The 16,238-nt window shown below is 57.1% G+C and carries 16 protein-coding genes and 2 pseudogenes; 4 read left to right on the forward strand and 14 right to left on the reverse strand.

The window, feature by feature from the left end:
- Positions 1-11 precede the first annotated feature (11 nt).
- On the forward strand, positions 12-776 hold the full coding sequence (locus tag U3654_RS10080; protein ID WP_324755203.1) for a hypothetical protein: 765 nt from the start codon (positions 12-14) through the stop codon (positions 774-776).
- 661 nt (positions 777-1,437) lie between these two features.
- Here U3654_RS10080 and U3654_RS10085 read toward each other — a convergent pair.
- Positions 1,438-2,463: pseudogene (locus U3654_RS10085) on the reverse strand (IS91 family transposase); the annotation flags it as partial.
- A gap of 217 nt (positions 2,464-2,680) precedes the next feature.
- A complete protein-coding gene (locus U3654_RS10090) occupies positions 2,681-3,397 on the reverse strand; it encodes a DUF3047 domain-containing protein (protein ID WP_324755204.1) in 717 nt (238 codons plus the stop codon).
- Positions 3,398-3,527: 130 nt separating this feature from the next.
- Between U3654_RS10090 and U3654_RS10095 the strand changes: the two genes are divergently transcribed.
- A complete protein-coding gene (locus U3654_RS10095; RefSeq protein ID WP_324751421.1) occupies positions 3,528-3,731 on the forward strand; it encodes a hypothetical protein in 204 nt (67 codons plus the stop codon).
- Positions 3,732-3,943: 212 nt separating this feature from the next.
- On the opposite strand, the gene U3654_RS10100 is transcribed toward U3654_RS10095, so the two are convergent.
- The 4 genes from U3654_RS10100 to U3654_RS10115 all read right to left on the reverse strand — a co-directional run bounded on the left by U3654_RS10100 (position 3,944) and on the right by U3654_RS10115 (position 6,899).
- Positions 3,944-4,714: a molybdopterin-dependent oxidoreductase gene (locus U3654_RS10100; protein ID WP_324751422.1), complete on the reverse strand. Its 771-nt coding sequence runs from the start codon at positions 4,712-4,714 to the stop codon at positions 3,944-3,946.
- On the reverse strand, positions 4,714-5,553 hold the full coding sequence (locus tag U3654_RS10105) for a cytochrome b/b6 domain-containing protein (RefSeq protein ID WP_324751423.1): 840 nt from the start codon (positions 5,551-5,553) through the stop codon (positions 4,714-4,716). The genes U3654_RS10100 and U3654_RS10105 overlap by 1 nt, the downstream gene beginning before the upstream one ends.
- Before the next feature lie 86 nt (positions 5,554-5,639).
- Positions 5,640-6,086: a hypothetical protein gene (locus U3654_RS10110; protein ID WP_324751424.1), complete on the reverse strand. Its 447-nt coding sequence runs from the start codon at positions 6,084-6,086 to the stop codon at positions 5,640-5,642.
- 297 nt (positions 6,087-6,383) lie between these two features.
- Positions 6,384-6,899 carry a MarR family winged helix-turn-helix transcriptional regulator gene (locus tag U3654_RS10115; protein WP_324751426.1) on the reverse strand — a complete coding sequence of 172 codons (516 nt, stop codon included), beginning with the start codon at positions 6,897-6,899 and terminating at the stop codon, positions 6,384-6,386.
- 164 nt (positions 6,900-7,063) lie between these two features.
- Here U3654_RS10115 and U3654_RS10120 point away from each other — a divergent pair, with 164 nt between their 5' ends.
- Entirely contained in the window at positions 7,064-7,537 is a 474-nt protein-coding gene (locus U3654_RS10120; protein ID WP_324751427.1) for a YkgB family protein, read from the forward strand.
- Positions 7,538-8,131: 594 nt separating this feature from the next.
- On the opposite strand, the gene U3654_RS10130 is transcribed toward U3654_RS10120, so the two are convergent.
- The 8 genes and pseudogenes from U3654_RS10130 to U3654_RS10160 all read right to left on the reverse strand — a co-directional run.
- On the reverse strand, positions 8,132-8,356 hold the full coding sequence (locus U3654_RS10130) for a hypothetical protein (protein WP_324751428.1): 225 nt from the start codon (positions 8,354-8,356) through the stop codon (positions 8,132-8,134).
- A 75-nt stretch (positions 8,357-8,431) separates the two neighbouring features.
- The gene (locus tag U3654_RS20510) at positions 8,432-8,641 is read right to left on the reverse strand and encodes a DUF4113 domain-containing protein (RefSeq protein WP_416384507.1); all 210 of its coding nucleotides are present in this window, start codon (positions 8,639-8,641) and stop codon (positions 8,432-8,434) included.
- 153 nt (positions 8,642-8,794) lie between these two features.
- Positions 8,795-10,237 carry an aldehyde dehydrogenase family protein gene (locus U3654_RS10135; RefSeq protein ID WP_324751429.1) on the reverse strand — a complete coding sequence of 481 codons (1,443 nt, stop codon included), beginning with the start codon at positions 10,235-10,237 and terminating at the stop codon, positions 8,795-8,797.
- Positions 10,238-10,249: 12 nt separating this feature from the next.
- Entirely contained in the window at positions 10,250-11,356 is a 1,107-nt protein-coding gene (locus U3654_RS10140) for an NAD(P)-dependent alcohol dehydrogenase (protein WP_324751430.1), read from the reverse strand.
- 24 nt (positions 11,357-11,380) lie between these two features.
- Positions 11,381-12,769, reverse strand: coding sequence for a purine-cytosine permease family protein (locus U3654_RS10145; RefSeq protein ID WP_324751431.1), 1,389 nt, complete (start codon positions 12,767-12,769; stop codon positions 11,381-11,383).
- 345 nt (positions 12,770-13,114) lie between these two features.
- On the reverse strand, positions 13,115-14,038 hold the full coding sequence (locus U3654_RS10150) for a LysR family transcriptional regulator (RefSeq protein ID WP_324751432.1): 924 nt from the start codon (positions 14,036-14,038) through the stop codon (positions 13,115-13,117).
- 42 nt (positions 14,039-14,080) lie between these two features.
- On the reverse strand, positions 14,081-15,040 hold the full coding sequence (locus U3654_RS10155) for an amidohydrolase family protein (protein ID WP_324751433.1): 960 nt from the start codon (positions 15,038-15,040) through the stop codon (positions 14,081-14,083).
- 4 nt (positions 15,041-15,044) lie between these two features.
- Positions 15,045-15,548: pseudogene (locus tag U3654_RS10160) on the reverse strand (urease subunit beta); the annotation flags it as partial.
- Positions 15,549-15,794: 246 nt separating this feature from the next.
- On the opposite strand from U3654_RS10160, the gene U3654_RS10165 reads away from it, so the two are divergent.
- Positions 15,795-15,986, forward strand: a complete 192-nt coding sequence (locus U3654_RS10165) for an antitoxin Xre/MbcA/ParS toxin-binding domain-containing protein (RefSeq protein WP_324751435.1) — start codon at positions 15,795-15,797, stop codon at positions 15,984-15,986.
- Positions 15,987-16,238: the final 252 nt, after the last annotated feature.

The following is a 16,238-nucleotide window of genomic DNA, read 5'->3' on the forward strand; positions in this document are numbered from 1 at the left end:
AGAGCCTCTTAATGAATGATGACGCAACAACCGTTCTCGAATGGACCTTCGAACCGACGGACCTCTTCGAAGAGATTATTGACGTCGAGATACTGTCCAGTAGTGTGCGTATCGAACAAGGAGTTGCTCGCGGGCATTTCCCGACGTCAGAGTATGAAAGAGGCGCCGAGTTTCGTGATGAGGCTCATCGGGAACTGGAGCCTCACTTCTTAAGCCAAGCGATCATTACAGGTAAGAGGTTAGTTCTGAACCCCGCACAATTGACCCGTGAATACCCCGACGGGCGTTCCGACCGAAACATCATCGTCAGAACTGCCCACTTCAATCTGTCAACTTTCAAAGCAAAAGTAGACTTTATCATCCGTGACAAGGACGGCAATGTCACTTCCAACTCCCGAGCGGAGCGCATCGCAGAACAGACGGAGTTTCGAGCTAAGTTCGTCGACGCCCGACCGGGTTTCCCCGAGATCAGGGCGATGGCTGATAGCTGGAACAAGTCCTTCGAAGACGAGGCGAACTGCTTCGTTCATCTCTACGAAGTTCGGGATTGCATTCAGACCATTTTCGGTAGAGCTGAGGAAGCGAAGAGGGCGCTCAATGTGGACGATGACTGGAAAACAATCGGCAAGCTATCCAATAGGCCCGATAATGCTCTGGGCAGACACCGCGGCAATGGCACAAACCATAAGAAGCCTGATCGAGATACCTTGCGGAAAGGCCGCGATGCGACCCGCCGGTTGATTGCTGCCTACATCGATCATGTCAGCCGAAGCTAGAAGTGCCCAAGTGCGGAAGCACTTCCGGAAAGGGCTCAGAGCCGACTTGCGGCGGTGCAGAACAAGGCCCAACTTCCAGAGCGCTTGAATGTCGGCTCCCTACTTCGCGGCAAGACTGGCTCGCACGCGCGGCGAACGGCAGCTCTCCGCCCTCCTTACCAGATGCTGCGTGGGCGAAGCTAAAAATCACGCACTTGCAGCGAACAACCGCTTTGTCCCGCTTACAGCTGACCTTAAACCGGTCCAATGCTGCGCACTCGCTCCGATGTCCGCTTTGGGGAAGCTGCGCTGCAGCGTCGAGAACTTGCGTGGACGGCAGCTTTGGTGAAGGAATTCCGATGCGGGCCATTGTGCAAGATTTCCACAGGGAGTGACTGTGGCCCGCGTTGGAAATCCTCCCAAGGTGGAAGCCGCGGGGGTCTTGGATCAATCTATGGGGAAAGAGCGCTGACGGTTGAGGCGACGGTTGCATGAGGGTTTCGGCTGAAGCTGTGCCTGTTCTCTGAGCCGGCCGTAAGGATGGCCCATGATGCTGATACTGTTGTGCGTTTTGGCGTGATTGCCGTTTCGTGCTGCGCCAGAGATGGGAAGGCGCGTGCGGCTCTGGCCGGGGCTGCGGAGGGCGACCGGAGGTGCTCTGTGACGAATGACAGGCGATTTGTCATGCGGCCTGCTCCCTTGGTGGCGCGCGCGACATCGGTTTTTGCCCGCGTCGGAATATCTCGATGATGCGCATGGGTCCGCCGCAACAGGGACATGGCTCGCGCAGGGTGAGTGGTATCACCTCGGCTTCGGTTTCTGGTGCGGTGGCATGTTCAGGGCGCTGGACGCAAAGCAGGGCGCGGATCATTGTGATGTTCACCTTGCGGGTTGAACTTGCCAGCAGGCCGTAATGTCGGATGCGATGGAAGCCGTCGGGCAGGACATGGCTTAGGAACCGACGAATGAACTCGGGCGTGGCCAGCCGCATGACCTTTTGCCTGTCACCGGACTTGATACGGTAATCCTTCCAGCGGAAGGCGACGGTCTCGGCGGCTGCGCTGACCAGACGGGCGTTCGAGATCGCCACCCGGTGGGTGTAGCGGCTCAGGTAGGCCAGAACGGCTTCCGGCCCTCCAAAGGGCGGTTTGGCATAGACCACCCATTCGGCTTTGCGGAACGGGGCGAGCCAGGTGGCAAACGCCTTTGCCGCCAACAATCCGGCGAGATCGCCGAAGAAGTCCAACTGCCCAGAGCGATGCAGATCCATCAGCCCTTGCAGAAACAGGCGTCGGAACAGCCGCGACAGCGCCCGCACATGCAGGAAGAAGCCGGGGCGGCAGGCGACCCACCTTGTGCCTTCAGGCGACAGGCCACCGCCCGGAACGATCATGTGGATGTGGGGATGGTGCGTCAGCGCCGACCCCCAGGTATGCAGAACGCTGGTCATACCCACCCGCGCGCCCATGCGCTTGGGATCGGTGGCGATGGTCTTCACCGTCTCGGCCGACGCCTTGAACAGCAGTCCGTAGACCGCCTTCTTGTTCCAATAGGCGATCTGGGCAATCTCAGCGGGCAGCGTGAAGACGACGTGGAAGTATTCTACGGGCAACAAGTCTTCGGCGCGGGCCTCCATCCAGTCGCGTGCAGCCGGGCCTTGGCATTTGGGGCATGGGAACCTCCTGATTGACGATTGAGAAACTCCAATCGTCAATCAGGTCAGCCAGATCACAAAATGCGCACAGCTATGGCCGGCTCACCCCATCAGCCAAAGGCACCAATGCCGCGGAGCGGCTTCGTCCATGGGCCGGGAGCGTCGATCACGCTGACCGTTCGTACCCTGTAGTCGCTGTTGGATCGCTTGTCGGCTTCAAGCCCAAGTCGCAGATAAACTGCATTTTCCTGAAAGACCGATTTACAATTTGTTATGGCGGACCGGCCGACAAAACAACATTGCTGAACGCACCATCACTGCCACTGCCCGTGTTGTCACTGTCACAAAAGAAACCCAGCGTCTGTAGGGTCGGCGTTCCCGAACCGCCTATGTCGGTATAGAGTTGGCGCAGATCGAGCGATTGGTCATGCCATTCCCCAATGCTCGCGTTCAATCCGTTGGCGACATAGTGATAGAACGTGCCAATGATCTTATAGTCACCCGGCGCATATTTCTTGTTGCTCCAAATGATCTCCGCACCGCTTGTTTCGCCGCTCTCGTTCGAAAACTGCAGATAGAACCGCAGGGGATGATCATCACCGGCCTCGGTGACTTCATCGATATCGCTTTGGATCGGTTGGTCCACCCGCCAACGCCATGACAGGATTGGAAGCTCGGCCACGGGGATCTCTGTATCGCGCGCAAGGATTGAGGCGCTGTTGTCCGTTGTGCAGCGTAGAATGCGGATTCCGTCTTTTTCCACGAGCCGATAGTCTGTTGGGGTGACACGAAAAAAGGTTCGCTCGCGCCAACCGTCCCCAAGGTGATTGGTGTCGAGATCGGCCAAGAGATCAATGGGCTGACCGGACGCAAGCAGCGGTTTTCCTGTGTCAAAGAAGGGGGCGCGCGTAGTCCAGTACGCAGCGCCCAAAAGCGCTGCAATTGGAATAGCCAGAAGTATCCGTTTCATCCGCGATCCTGCCTGCATGCCTGACGATCCACCGTCTCCCCCGCATCCAGCCACACTTTCAAATGAACTGAAAGAAACAAGATCTTGAGGTCGAAGGCATGGCAACGGCGCACAAAGCCTGCCGAAGGGAAATCCCAAGCACTGGGCCATGGGCCTTGTTCTGGGCCCGCGCGTGCGCATCTGGGCGCTGGTCCTCGCCGCCTATTGCATCTTTACCAGTTACTTCCACTGGCAACTGCGCGCTGACCCTTGGCAGGTCACGATCATGGTCAAGAACTGGTCCATTGCCGGCGGCTTGCTGATCCTCGCCGCCCAGGGACCGGGACGGTTCGAGATGGGGCGGGCGGGCTGAACCGCTCCACACCTCGTGCCAAACTCGCAACCGGGCAGCGCAGTGGCACAAAGCAGATTGGCGGAACGGTCTGCGGCGTCACCGGGCGGTGATTTCCGGAGTGGTACATTTGCCTCGTTCCCCTTTCCGCCAATGATCCGATTATAAAGGCCGGGCTGCGTCTCCAACTCTGGCTGAAGGTCTTGGAAAGCCTTCAATTCAGCCGCGCCGCGTCATATGCCCGCATACCAATCATAGAAACCGACGTCTTCCCAGTAGCCGCCTTTTCCGCCGCCAATTTTGGCGAGGGTGGCCACCGCCTTGATGCGCATGATAAACTTGGCGTGTTTATAGCCAAGCTGCCGCTCGACCCTGAGGCGGACCGGCGCGCCGTGCCCGATCGGCAGGTCGCTGCCATTCATCCCATAGGCCAGGATTGTCTGCGGGTGGAACGCATCGACGAGGTCAATACTCTCATAATAGGGGGTGGGTGACATCCGACCGAAGCTGTCGGCGCACTGGAAAACAATGTAGCGCGCCTCGGGTTTCAACTGCACGTCTTCGAGGATCGTCCGAAGTGGCACCCCGGTCCAGCCGCCAATCGCGCTCCAGCCCTCGACGCAATCATGCCGCGTTATCTGGGTGCGCGCGGGGCGGGATTTTAGTTCAGAGAGCGTGTAGCCCTTTGGTTGCTCGACGAGGCCCGAGACCTGCAACTGCCAATTCGCGAAGTTCTCGGAAACATGCCGCCGATACTCTTGCGTTCCGGGATCCGTGTTTCCGTTGGTGCGAAAATCGGGAGAGAGATCGGCCTTGGTATACTCCCTGGCCAAGGCATTGGAGCCGATCAGCCTATGCACCCGGTAAGAGAGCCATTCCCCCGAGCGCAGCACCGTCTCGCGAAAACTGGGGGCGGCACCGAGGCGATCGCACCCGACCAATACGGCGGGCGTCGCCAAGGCCACTCCGGTCAGCAACTTGCGGCGCGTGAACAGGCGGGACATCAGCGTTTCTCCCTTGGCAGGCGAAAGCGGCCGGTGATCATCGAGCGGATTTCATTGAACGGGCCGGCAAGCAGTACCATGACGAGATGCACGATGATGAACAGAACCAGAAGCGTCGCCGCGATGAAATGAATGGAGCGCGCAGTTTGACGCCCTCCGAACATATCCAATAGCCAAGGCCAGCTTGCGTCCATCGCAGGCGACATGGTCAGGCCGGTCAGGATCATCGCCGGGATCAGAACAAAAATGACGCCGATATAGCTCGTCTTTTGCAGGATATTGTAACGCAGCGCGGCGGCCCCCTTTGGAAACCGCAGGCGGGCATGGTTCTTGATGTCATTCCAGATGTGGCGTGGCTTGATCTCATGGCGTCCCGGCAAAAGATCGCGCCAGATATGGCCATTCACAAGGCTCCACACCAGATAGAAGGTCAGGCCAAGCGAAAACACCCATGCAAAGGTCAGGTGCCACCGCCGGGCGAGCGCCAGATTGTAGTTGGATGGAAGCGTCGCCCAAGACGGAAACGCGCGGCTCTGGGTGTTCCCATCTCCATCCGTCCACGACCCAAGCACGCCGGTAGTCGTGACCTGCGCGCCCGCGATCCGGGCGTAGCCTTCGCCTTGCTGACTGCCGATCTCGAGCCATGCGGGATCAGGATTTGCACCGTATTCCCCCCAGTAGAGGCGCGGATGCGCATTAAAAATCATCAGTCCGCTCATGAGCAGGATAATCAGCGCTGCAAAATTGACCCAATGCCATAGCCGCGTCGACAGCTTGTGCCGTCGAACGACGTCGCCGCCCTGCGGATCGGCTATTTCGGAGACGTGAGGGGCTGCCACTATTCCGGACCTCTTTCGGTGATATTGCCCGGCATGGCCTAATCTGGCCATGCCGGATCAGTAGATGAGATTCAAACGATCCGGGCTTATTGATCCATCGAGGACTTCATTGCATCCATCGCCATCATGTCGGGATTGCCTTCACAGGCCGACATCATTGCCTTTGTCTCCTCACTCATCTTGTCATCGGATGCCATATCGTCCGAGGCCATATCGTCCGAGGCCATGTCGTCGGCGGCCATGTCGTCGGCGGCCATGTCGTCGGATGCCATATCATCGGAGGCCATATCGTCGGAGGCCATATCGTCCGAGGCCATGTCATCGGCGGCCATATCGTCCGAAGCCATGTCGCTCTGGGCCATATGCATCGCGTCCATTGTAGCGGACTGCTCTTCTTGCGACATTGCCATCAGGTCGGCGCATGTGGTGCTCGACACATCCATGGTTTCCGTAGCAAGGGATTGCGCCGCGAACGGCAGGGCAAAGCCAACGGCGAGAGCGGCGACGGCGGCGGTGTGACGTAAATTGTTCATTATTTCCTCCTCATTTTCAACGATTGGGATAGTGGCCCCAATTGTATGCGTGAGTAACATAAGTGGTGCTCATCAATGCATCACAGCCCTGTGTTCACACAAAAAATTGAATAGAGTGCTTCGCACTTTACTGGGCACATTCCATTCTGGACAGGATTGAACAGCCCATATTGCAGTCTGCGGTGCCCGAAACAGGCCTCAGCGCCGAAGAGCCACGGCAAATCCGAAACAGTCAGCCACCATCGGGCTGCCGGCACTTTTTCGGGTTTTCATTTTCTCACACAGGTTCATCTCGGCTCAGAGCATCCTGTCGAAGACGGTCATAGGGCAATCGGCGCAAGCCTGATCGTTGCAGAAGCGGCAGATTGTCAGCGCCGAGGTGGCATCAGTAGCGAGCCCTTGCAGCATGGTTCGGGACACACGTTCGAGCACAGCCTGATCTTCCGGCGCGATCCTGACCAGCATCGTGCTCAGGACCTGTTGGCGGCGGTCGAGAAGAGCGCCGCGTTGCCTCTCGCCCGTTTCGGTAAGGTGCAGGGCGACGGCGCGCCTGTCATGTTTTGCACTACGCCGTTCAGCGAGTCCACCGGCCGTCAATCTGTCGACCAGCCGCACGGTGCCCGGATGCGACAGCCGCAACACGCGGCCCAGCCGATCGATCGACAGACCCGGCGCATGGCCAATTATCACAAGCGCCGCAGTTGCTTCGCCACCCAGCGCCATCCCCTCCGAGGTCGCAGACCGAACCTGATCCGAGACACCTATCGTGAGTGCGCCGAAGACGTTGATGAGCGTGTCGGACGGATTTCCCATGAGAACTTGACCTTTCAAAAAGTGGCGCCATTATTATATGCGTGCCGCATGTATAAGTCGCCACGGTACCTATTAACAAGGACGAGCGTGGCTCGATATCGCGTCCGCGTCGTTCGGTGGGTGCCGCAAGTCTAATCAATTCTGAAACGACAATCGAGGACACCATGACCGAAACATATCGCATCGCCGAAAAGACTGAAGGCTCCCGTGCATCACTCGCATTGCTTCGCTGGGCGCTGGTCATCATCTTCCTGTGGTTCGCTGGCATGAAGTTCACCGCCTACGAGGCGCAGGGTATCGCGCCGCTTATGTCGAACAGCCCGATATTGAGCTGGCTGCCAGCGCTGTTCGGCGTTCAGGGCGCAAGCTATGTCATCGGCATCATCGAGCTTGCGATTGCCTCGGCACTGGCTGCCGGCGCGTTCATCCCCGTTGCCTCTGCGCTCGGGGCGGCTATGTCCTGCGCCACCTACATAATCACTCTCACCTTCTTCCTGAGCACGCCCGGCGTCGCGGCGGCGGATGCTGGTGGCTTTCCGGCGATTACTGCGGATATCGGGCAGTTCCTTCTCAAGGATTTGGTCCTTCTCGCGGCATCTGTCTGCCTGTTGCTGGCCTCGCTCCGGCGCACGACCTGAGGGTGCAGGTTCATCGGATTGGTCTTAAGGATCCAAGTCAAAAACCAAGGCAAGGAACCATCAACACCATGGTGGTTATGCGCTTGAAAATAGCCCACACGTTACATTAGAGACCCAACTTATCGGGCTTGGCAAATGTCTGCTTCCACTCCTCGAAATGCGAAGCGCCGCAGTCGCAGCGAAAGCCTCCTTCCCGCCCATTCTGTGGAAAAACAACGTTTTGCTTACGCAGAAAGTGACGACCTGAAGAGCGCGCAAGCGCCTCTTTGATCAGGCTTTGCGCGTTTGCTGCGGTGCAGGAAAGATCTTGGCCAGTTTCCGGAGGTTCTGGGCGGTGGCTGCGAGCAAGAATTCGAATAGTTCCGGCGGAACTGCTTCAGTGTCTGGTCCTCGGGGCAGATGTATTGGTCGTTCTCGGCGTCCCAGTCGAAGTCCGCCCGGCTCCAGGTACCATCATGGCATTCTGCATTTCTCAGGATGGGGTCGTCAGGATTTCAATACCGAGGACGCACCTTTTTGCGACCCCCCCATGTCTCCCTCACGACCAGTCTTCGTCATGATCGACAAATGCGGCGGCTACCGGCCCGCGCGGGTTCAGGGAAGATCCGCCGTGCCAGGCTCATCAAGGGGCTCGCTGCGCTGCAATGATATTTTTTGCAGACGATAATATGGGGCATCACGCACCAACGCATCAATATCGACTTCCGTGCCCCTTTTACGCGGAGAGCGGAGCATGAATACGCTGCCAGCAATCGACAGCGCGCCGGCAGCGACAATCCCACCAGTCAGCAGCATTTCTGTAGTTATAGCTTCAAGCATCGCAATTGCCTCCCCTGTCTAATGTAGAATCCCTCGGCAGAGGGGGATACCCCCGAAATGTGAGATATCTACAATTTACCGAACCACCGGAAGATCGGAAAGCCGTGTCGTGTAGCGCGGGCTTCTATGATCCGCCCGCAGTTTCCATGAGCGGTCCACTCCCTCACTTGCCAGCACCATCGTTTTCTTGCCGAAGCGGATGGTGTGGATAGCTCCTGCTCCAACCGGCGTCGCAATGCGCCATACTGCAGTTGTTATCGACTGCTTATGAGAGGAGCTACCCAATGCAGGTTACAACAGTCGGCCTCGATCTGGCCAAGAATATCTTTCAGGTCCACGGCGTCTTTGAGAATGGCGACGTTGGTTGAAATCTTCTGACGAGTGTATTCCAACCAGCCGTTTTATAGGAACTAAAGGGTTCGCGTTCTTCTTGGGCCCTCAGCGATAAATTGCGGGTTCTTGGACGGTGCGATAAACAACGTGGGGTTCGGTAAAGCTCTGGACGCCCCAAACTCCGTTTTCTAGACCTGTTCCGCTCCACTTGTTGCCACCGAAAGGGATCTCGGGCGAGAATGCCATGTGACAGTTGACCCAGGTCGTTCCCGCCTCCAGTTGCGCCGCGACCGCGTCGCCGCGTTCAGTGTCTTTTGCCCAGACAGATCCGCTGAGACCGTATTTTGAGTTGTTGGCTTTGGCGATCGCGTCATCGATATCGTCGTAGGGAATGATAGGCAGGACCGGCCCGAACTGTTCCTCATCAACGATCCGGCTGCCGTCCAGAGCACCCGTGAGGATTGTCGGTTCAAAGAAATATCCCGGGCCGTCGATCGGATTGCCACCGGTGGTGGCCTTTGCTCCATTGCGCAGCGCATCAGCTGAAAGCTCTTTGACGCGCTCATATTGCTGCGCGTTGTTGAGCGGGCCCAGATCGGTCGACTCGTCGGCACCGTTGCCAACCTTGGCATTTTTGGCAAGCTCAGTCAGCGCTTCGACGACATCCTTGTAGATGGATTTGGGCGCATACACGCGCTTGATGGCCGAGCAGACCTGCCCGTTATTTGCAAAAGCCCCCCAGAAGATATTTTGCGCGATGGCGTCTATATCCACGTCGTCGAGTAGGATCGCAGGATCGTTGCCTCCCAGTTCTAGCGTCACAAGTTTCAGATCGCGCGCTGCCGATGCAGCGACATGCTTGCCAGTCGCGACGGAGCCGGTGAAACTGATCTTTCGCGTTTTGGGATGGCTCGTCATCTTCGCGCCTAGGTCGTCGCCGCCGGTCAGGATGTTCAGCACACCGGGAGGAAAAATCCCCCGCAGTACTTCGCCCATAACCAGCGTCGACAACGGCGTGTATGGCGACGGCTTCAGCACCATGGTGTTGCCAGCAAGCAGCGCAGGCCCGATCTTCCAAGAGCCAAGTGTCAGCGGATAGTTCCAGGGAGTGATGGCTGCAACCGGTCCGACAGGACGTCGCAAAATCTCGGAAAAGGCGCGCTCGTCATCCTGAATGATCTCGCGCGGGAGATCCAATTCGGAGTAGTATTTCAGCCAGATAGACGCGACCATGACTTCGGTGCGCGCGTTCGCGATCGGCTTACCGCCTTCGGCAGTCAGTACTGACGCCAGCCGCTCGGACGCGTTAGTGATTGCTTCGGATGCGGCGGCCAATGCGGCCCGGCGGGCACTCTCGTCCTTGCGCCAGCTGTCGAAAGCGTTTTCGGCGGCATCAAATGCCGCATTCAACTGCTGGTCGGACGCCTCCGGCGCTTGCGCGAACACCTCTTCGGTTGCTGGATTAATTACTCCGAAGCTTGATTTCGCTTCGACGCCTTCACCATTGATCGTCAGAGAGTATTTATTTTCAGTTACATGCTTGTTCACGATACTTCCTCCTTAGGATGGGATGAGAATGGCTTTGACAACGTCGCCGCGCTCAACCGCTTCGACCGCCTCGTTGATGTCTTCGAGCTTGAATTTGGTCACGAGTTTATCGAGTGGAAAGAGCCCGGCTGCGTAGAGTTCGATCAGACGCGGGATAAAAATCTCGGGGACGCTATCACCCTCGCAGATGCCCATAATGCGGCGACCGTGGAACAACAGGTCGGCCATCTCGAAACTGGCATCGACACCAAAGGGCGCAGCCCCCACCAATCCGCACGTACCCAGACTGCCGAGGCACGTGATCGCCGCGCGAAGGACCTCTGGGCGTCCGACCATGTCGAGAGAGAATTCCGCGCCCTTGCCGTCGGTGATTTCGCGGATCGCCTCGACAGGGTCTTTATCGGAGGAATTTATCGTATGCGTCGCACCCAGCGACACAGCCTTCTCCAGCCGGCTGTCCAGAATGTCGACCGCAATGATCTTGCTGCATCCTACCAGTTTGGCGGCCATGACGCCGCTCAGCCCGACCGAGCCCATACCAAAGATTGCGATACTGCTGCCTGCGGGTGGTTGCAGACTATTGATGACGGCACCTGCGCCCGTCTGCACTCCGCAGCCCAGTGGGCCCAGCAATTCTAGCGGAACCGATGAGTTGGTGACCTTAACGATGTTGTTCTCGGACGCGATGCAATAGTCCGCCATGGACGATTGCCCAAAGAAACAGCCGCACAAATCCTTACCGTCCCTGCTGAGGGGGGTGCTTCCGTCAGGACGCCCGCCCGAGAAGTTCAGATCGTACAGGCTCTTGCAGTACGCGGGTTTACCGGCGTGGCAGGGATCGCAATTCCCACAAGTGACGAAGGTCATCACCACCGCGTCGCCAACGGCGACCTTCGTGACGGCGTCGCCGACCGCATGGATTATACCTGATCCTTCATGCCCCACTACTAGCGGATGGGGCACAGGATATTCCTTGTCACGTGCGACCAGATCGGTGTGGCACAAACCGGCACCGACAACACGGACGACCACCTCGTTCGCCCGAGGCTCGCCCAACTCGACCTCTTCTACGAGGAAAGGTGACTTGGGATTAGCTGCAATTACCGCTTGGATTTTCATGGGGTAACTCCTTTGAACGAGAGATTAGTTTGACAGGGTAACGACGCGCGGACCGGCGGCCTTGTACCAAAAGTAATAGATGGGCGCGGTGACTCCGATGCCAACCAACCATGCGATGTCCGCACCGTCGAGGGCAGCTGCGACCACTCCGGTGTAGCCGTCAGTCACACCGGCAATTGGAAAGATTACCATGAAGGGTATCTGGATCAGAATGCCCATGACGTAGCAGGTAAAGCCGATCGGTTGGAACTTGCCATAAATGCCGCCGTCGGCGCGCAGGATCGACGCCACATCGTAGTCGCCTTCCCGGATCATGTAGTAATCGACCAGATTGATCGCAGTCCATGGTGCGTAGAGGTATAGCAGCGCGTAGATGAAGAAAGTGAAGTTTGTAAGGAACTGCTCCTGCCCGAAGATCGCGATGAAGACCGATATGATCAGAAGTATGGCACTGATCAGGATACGCGTGGGTGCGCGCGGCATCCAGGACGAGCAGAACGTCTGCCCAATCGTCACGACTGACAGCATCGGCGTGTAGATGTTGATCATTCCGGCGTCTATGGTGCCAAGCACGAAGGTCAGCATGATGAAGCCGGCGATACCGGCCGTCAGGCCAGCAATGGCACCGATCGTGTCGACGTCGCCCGATACAGAACCGATCAGCGCACCGAGAATCATGAATATCGCGGCTCCGGTGGCGGTACCCCAATATGTGGTCCAGAAGGATGCGGAGGCTGCGTGTTCGGGGGCCATGTAACGTGAATAGTCAGACACGTAGGGCGCATAAGCGAGCTGCCACACCACTGCGAGGCTTGTCATTCCCAAAAAGCTGGAAAAGCTGACGCCAAGCCCCTCGACTTCGGTGTCCGGCAGGCCGTTCACTCCTAGTATCCAGACATAGGTCAGCAGCGCGCCCAAACCCAGGATACCCACGATAACCCGGTTGAACTTATGGAACAGATCGTACCCAAAAACCAGCACGACCCCGACGGCCAATGCCACCAAAAAGATGCCGAGATTGACGGATATTGCGCTGGACAGCTGATGCAGCGCCTGACCGCCCAGCACGAAAATTGACGCGGCAAAGCCGACGCCGGCGAAAATTGCCACAAATACGATTGCCAGCGCGCCATAGCTACCAAATTGGGCCCGCGACTGGATCATCTGCGGAATACCGAGGCCAGGTCCCTGGGCAGAGTGAAGAGCCGTAAAGATTGCCCCTATTAGGTTGCCTATTATGATCGCGGCAACAGTCCAGCCGAACGACAGGCTATATACACTCGGCCCCAAGACCCCGGTGATGATCGTCAAGGGCATGACGTTGATGCTGAACCAGATCCACAACAGGTGGCGTGGCCGCCCCTTGCGATCTTCGAGCGGTATCTGCTGGACTGTTGTCTGTTCGACTTTCATGCCGGATTTTCCCGTTCTTTGACTGTGCAAAAGCAAATCAGGAGCAGCGAACGTGCCGCAGGATGCATATGGAATGTCGGCACGACGGCGCTCCCTTGAATCGATACTTCAAATGATAAACGCGAGGTCACCTTCTGAAACCGCACCCCCGCAGATGCCCGTTAGGTATAGACAAGTAAGATAGGTCAAAGTGATTCCGTCAATGCTCAGGAACGTTAGGTTTGCTTCACCTGAATTAAGGGAATCTAACGTCGAGAAGATGCATTCTGGAAGGTTGGAGTTGGGGATCACCAAGATCACGGACAGCCGGAAATCACCTCATCCGACAACCCGATATGGGCAACATCAGTCTGTAGACGCCGCCGAGGGCTGTTGCCTTGCCAACCCCACAAGCCATCGGTGAAACTCGCTTGCGCCATCCTTGTCGAACACCGCATCATTCCAAGCGAGAATATAGGGCGATGGAAGTGCTAGCGCTTGATCGAAGGGCGCGATCAAATATCCTGCCTTTATCTCCTCAACCACGAGCGCCTTCTGGATAAGCGCCACGCCACGCCCCTCCATCGCGGCTTCAATCGCTAGGCTGGATAGCGAGAACGTGAAGAATTCGTCAATTTCTCTACCATCTATGCCAAAAAGGCTGAACCAGTCTTGCCAAGTCGGAGCCGGGGATAGAAAGCGCTGCCAGTCGATTGTGAGAAGGCGATGCTTCAACAGATCACCGGGCTGTGGGTCAGGTCCCGATATACCGAGTTTGGGGCTGTAAACCGGCGTAAGACTATCGGTGAATAAGGGCACAGAATGGTCGAAAAGATGCGCTTTCTCACCATACGTAATCCGGAAGTCGAATTTCTTGCGATTGTCGGCAGTGGGTTCGGTCACCGCACCTACCAAGTGTAAACTGATGTCAGGATGCGCTTCTTGCCAAGTGAACATATTAGTGGAAAGCCAACGACTGGCCAGCAAAGGTAAGGAACTGACGACAAGTGCGTTTGAGCGGTAGTGATCCACAATTTCACTACTGGTTTTGTTCAAATCGGCGAAGATCGTGGAGATCGCTTGATGGTAGGCCGAACCGACCTCGGTCAACACGAGACCGCTACTTTTGCGGACTAGGAGTCTCATGCCGATAGCATTTTCGAGAATTTTGATTTGTTGGCTTATCGCACTGGGTGAAACGTTCAATTCATGAGCCGCTTTGGTCATGTTCAATAGTCGCCCGACAGCATCGAACGCTTGCAATGCGCGCATAGATGGAAGCTTCATCATACCTTTTTCTTGAGTTGATCGTTTGTTCTTCGGGTTTGAACCCTATTGTCTTTGAAGCGCCCTAAATTTTCGGTGCCGCGCGACCATGATATGAGCGAAAAACAAGACACAAAAAAGCTCCCCATTAGGCCGCTTGGTTTCGAGCGGATCCGACACCCGGTTAAACCTTACGTTACCTGATCTCGCAGTTCTGCGCGCCAGGCAAGCAGCGTCACAATACTCCGAAACCGGCTTGGTGAAAAGGACATAACAAATTAGTACTATCAGATTTGCCGAAGCCCAAAGGAAAGCAGACCTGTCAGCGGTGAGTGTCGCCCCTGCCATCGCCCCCCAGTCCTCGTGAATTTTGAGTCCCACTGCCCCGCCCAGGATCTGATCGTAAATCGAGCGTGGCTTGGATGTGTTGCCACGGCCCAAGAAACCAAAGTTGAGCGGAAAGGCCTCGGATGCCTGAATCATCTTGCCGACATTGAACGCACCGCCACAATCGATACCCACGGTAATCGGACCCAACGAACCGCCCATCATTGTGGTAAGACCAGACGCAATCGCGTGATCGCAGAGTTGGGCACTGTCAAAGTGAACATGCACGTCGATTCCACCCGGCGTCGCAATGAGGCCTTCTGCGTCGCGCACGGTGGTTGCCGCGCCACAGATCAGATTGGGGTGTACCCCATCCATGGTTCCGGGATTGCCCGCCTTGCCGACACCGACGATCTTGCCGTCCTTTATGCCGACGTCACCTTTTATGATGCCCAGAACGGGATCAATGACCGTTGCATTGCAGAGCAGCATGTCCAATGCGCCCATTGCGCTGTCAAACCCAGGGGTTAGGCCCAGCCCGTCGCGCAATGTCTTGCCGCCGCCGTGCAGACACTCGTCGCCCGGGAGGGCAAAGTCGTGTTCGACTTCGGCATAAAGGTTTGTATCACCCAACCGGACGGGATCGCCCTTGGTCGGGCCATACATGTTGGCATAATCCCTACGATTCATCGTGGCCATCTGTTTACGCTCCCTTGAATCCGCGCTCTCGGGCGCGAAGCAATGCTTGGGTTTTCGTTTCGTCGCACCGTGCCGAACCGTTGGTCAGATTGTTCAGACCATACAGTTCCTGCGTGCCTCCAAATTCAGTCAGCGTGACCTCCTTGGCCTCGCCGGGCTCGAACCGGACAGCGGTGCCAGCAGGAATGTCGAGCCTCAAGCCATAGGCGGCGGCCCGATCAAAATCGAGCGCCTTGTTGGTTTCGAAGAAATGATAGTGACTGCCGATCTGGACAGGCCGGTCGCCGGTATTGGTGACGGTCAGCATCGCTGTACGGCGGCCCGCATTGATCTCGATCTCGCCATCGTCGACGCCCAGTTCGCCTGGAAACAAGCGCTCGCCCTTCTCGTTTCCGGGACGGATAGGGTCATGTACGGTGACCAGTTTGGTGCCGTCGGGGAAAGTGCATTCAACCTGAATCATCGGGATCAGTTCAGGTACACCCGGCATCACGTCGTCGGACGTCAACTCGGGGCATTGCCACAGCCGATTCTCTCGCAAGCTGTTTTTGGGCTTCTGCGGCCGGTTTGAAGCTCAGCGCGGCGCGAATCGCAACGCATCCTGAGACGGCTCATCCGAGGCCGCGACGGCCTGTCCCGCCACGAGGCGGCCTCTGCAATCACGCCAGCACCGGGGGCATGTTGCACGACGACACGGCGAGTGATGTTGACGGGATCGGGCATCTGCTGCACCCTATCGCCACAGGAGGACATCATGGATCGCTACGCTGACATTCTCGAGCAGGCCATTTCCGTCTTTGGCTCCAGGGACGCCGCGGAAGAGTGGATGAACCGCCCCGCGATTGGCTTAAATCGCCGCAGACCCATAGACCTGATCTGTACATCCGGCGAGGCAGAGGTGGTCGAAACCTACCTGTCGCGGATAGATTACGGTGTCTACTGTTGATCCGGAATCGAGGTGAAGTGGTCCGGCAAAACTGGACAGATTTGCCGGACCACTTCAAACAGCCCTGAACTGCCTTTCAAGATCAGAATAAGCCGTAGTGCGATATTTGCCAGAGCGGCCATTCAATCTTGCTGCGGCGAAATCGACACAGCAATATCCATGATGAAACAAGCTCACGATGACGTAAGGTAGCGTGCAGGCAAGAGGCAGCGTTTCTGTGAGACGTAAGTCGGAAGTTTCTCACAGGGTGTA

This window comes from Roseovarius sp. Pro17, from assembly GCF_035599575.1.
In the GTDB taxonomy this organism is placed as follows: Bacteria; Pseudomonadota; Alphaproteobacteria; order Rhodobacterales; family Rhodobacteraceae; genus Roseovarius.

Bases quoted from the DNA above. Each gene is read 5' to 3' on its own strand.
- U3654_RS10165 (WP_324751435.1), top strand. From the start codon at position 15,795: ATGGATCGCTACGCTGACATTCTCGAGCAGGCCATTTCCGTCTTTGGC.
- U3654_RS10130 (WP_324751428.1), bottom strand. From the start codon at position 8,356: ATGCTTGAAGCTATAACTACAGAAATGCTGCTGACTGGTGGGATTGTC.
- U3654_RS10145 (WP_324751431.1), bottom strand. From the start codon at position 12,769: ATGAAAGTCGAACAGACAACAGTCCAGCAGATACCGCTCGAAGATCGC.
- U3654_RS10095 (WP_324751421.1), top strand. From the start codon at position 3,528: ATGGGCCTTGTTCTGGGCCCGCGCGTGCGCATCTGGGCGCTGGTCCTC.
- U3654_RS10140 (WP_324751430.1), bottom strand. From the start codon at position 11,356: ATGAAAATCCAAGCGGTAATTGCAGCTAATCCCAAGTCACCTTTCCTC.
- U3654_RS10090 (WP_324755204.1), bottom strand. From the start codon at position 3,397: ATGCAGGCAGGATCGCGGATGAAACGGATACTTCTGGCTATTCCAATT.
- U3654_RS10155 (WP_324751433.1), bottom strand. From the start codon at position 15,040: ATGGCCACGATGAATCGTAGGGATTATGCCAACATGTATGGCCCGACC.
- U3654_RS10100 (WP_324751422.1), bottom strand. From the start codon at position 4,714: ATGTCCCGCCTGTTCACGCGCCGCAAGTTGCTGACCGGAGTGGCCTTG.
- U3654_RS10080 (WP_324755203.1), top strand. From the start codon at position 12: ATGAATGATGACGCAACAACCGTTCTCGAATGGACCTTCGAACCGACG.
- U3654_RS10120 (WP_324751427.1), top strand. From the start codon at position 7,064: ATGACCGAAACATATCGCATCGCCGAAAAGACTGAAGGCTCCCGTGCA.
- U3654_RS10110 (WP_324751424.1), bottom strand. From the start codon at position 6,086: ATGAACAATTTACGTCACACCGCCGCCGTCGCCGCTCTCGCCGTTGGC.
- U3654_RS10115 (WP_324751426.1), bottom strand. From the start codon at position 6,899: ATGGGAAATCCGTCCGACACGCTCATCAACGTCTTCGGCGCACTCACG.
- U3654_RS10150 (WP_324751432.1), bottom strand. From the start codon at position 14,038: ATGATGAAGCTTCCATCTATGCGCGCATTGCAAGCGTTCGATGCTGTC.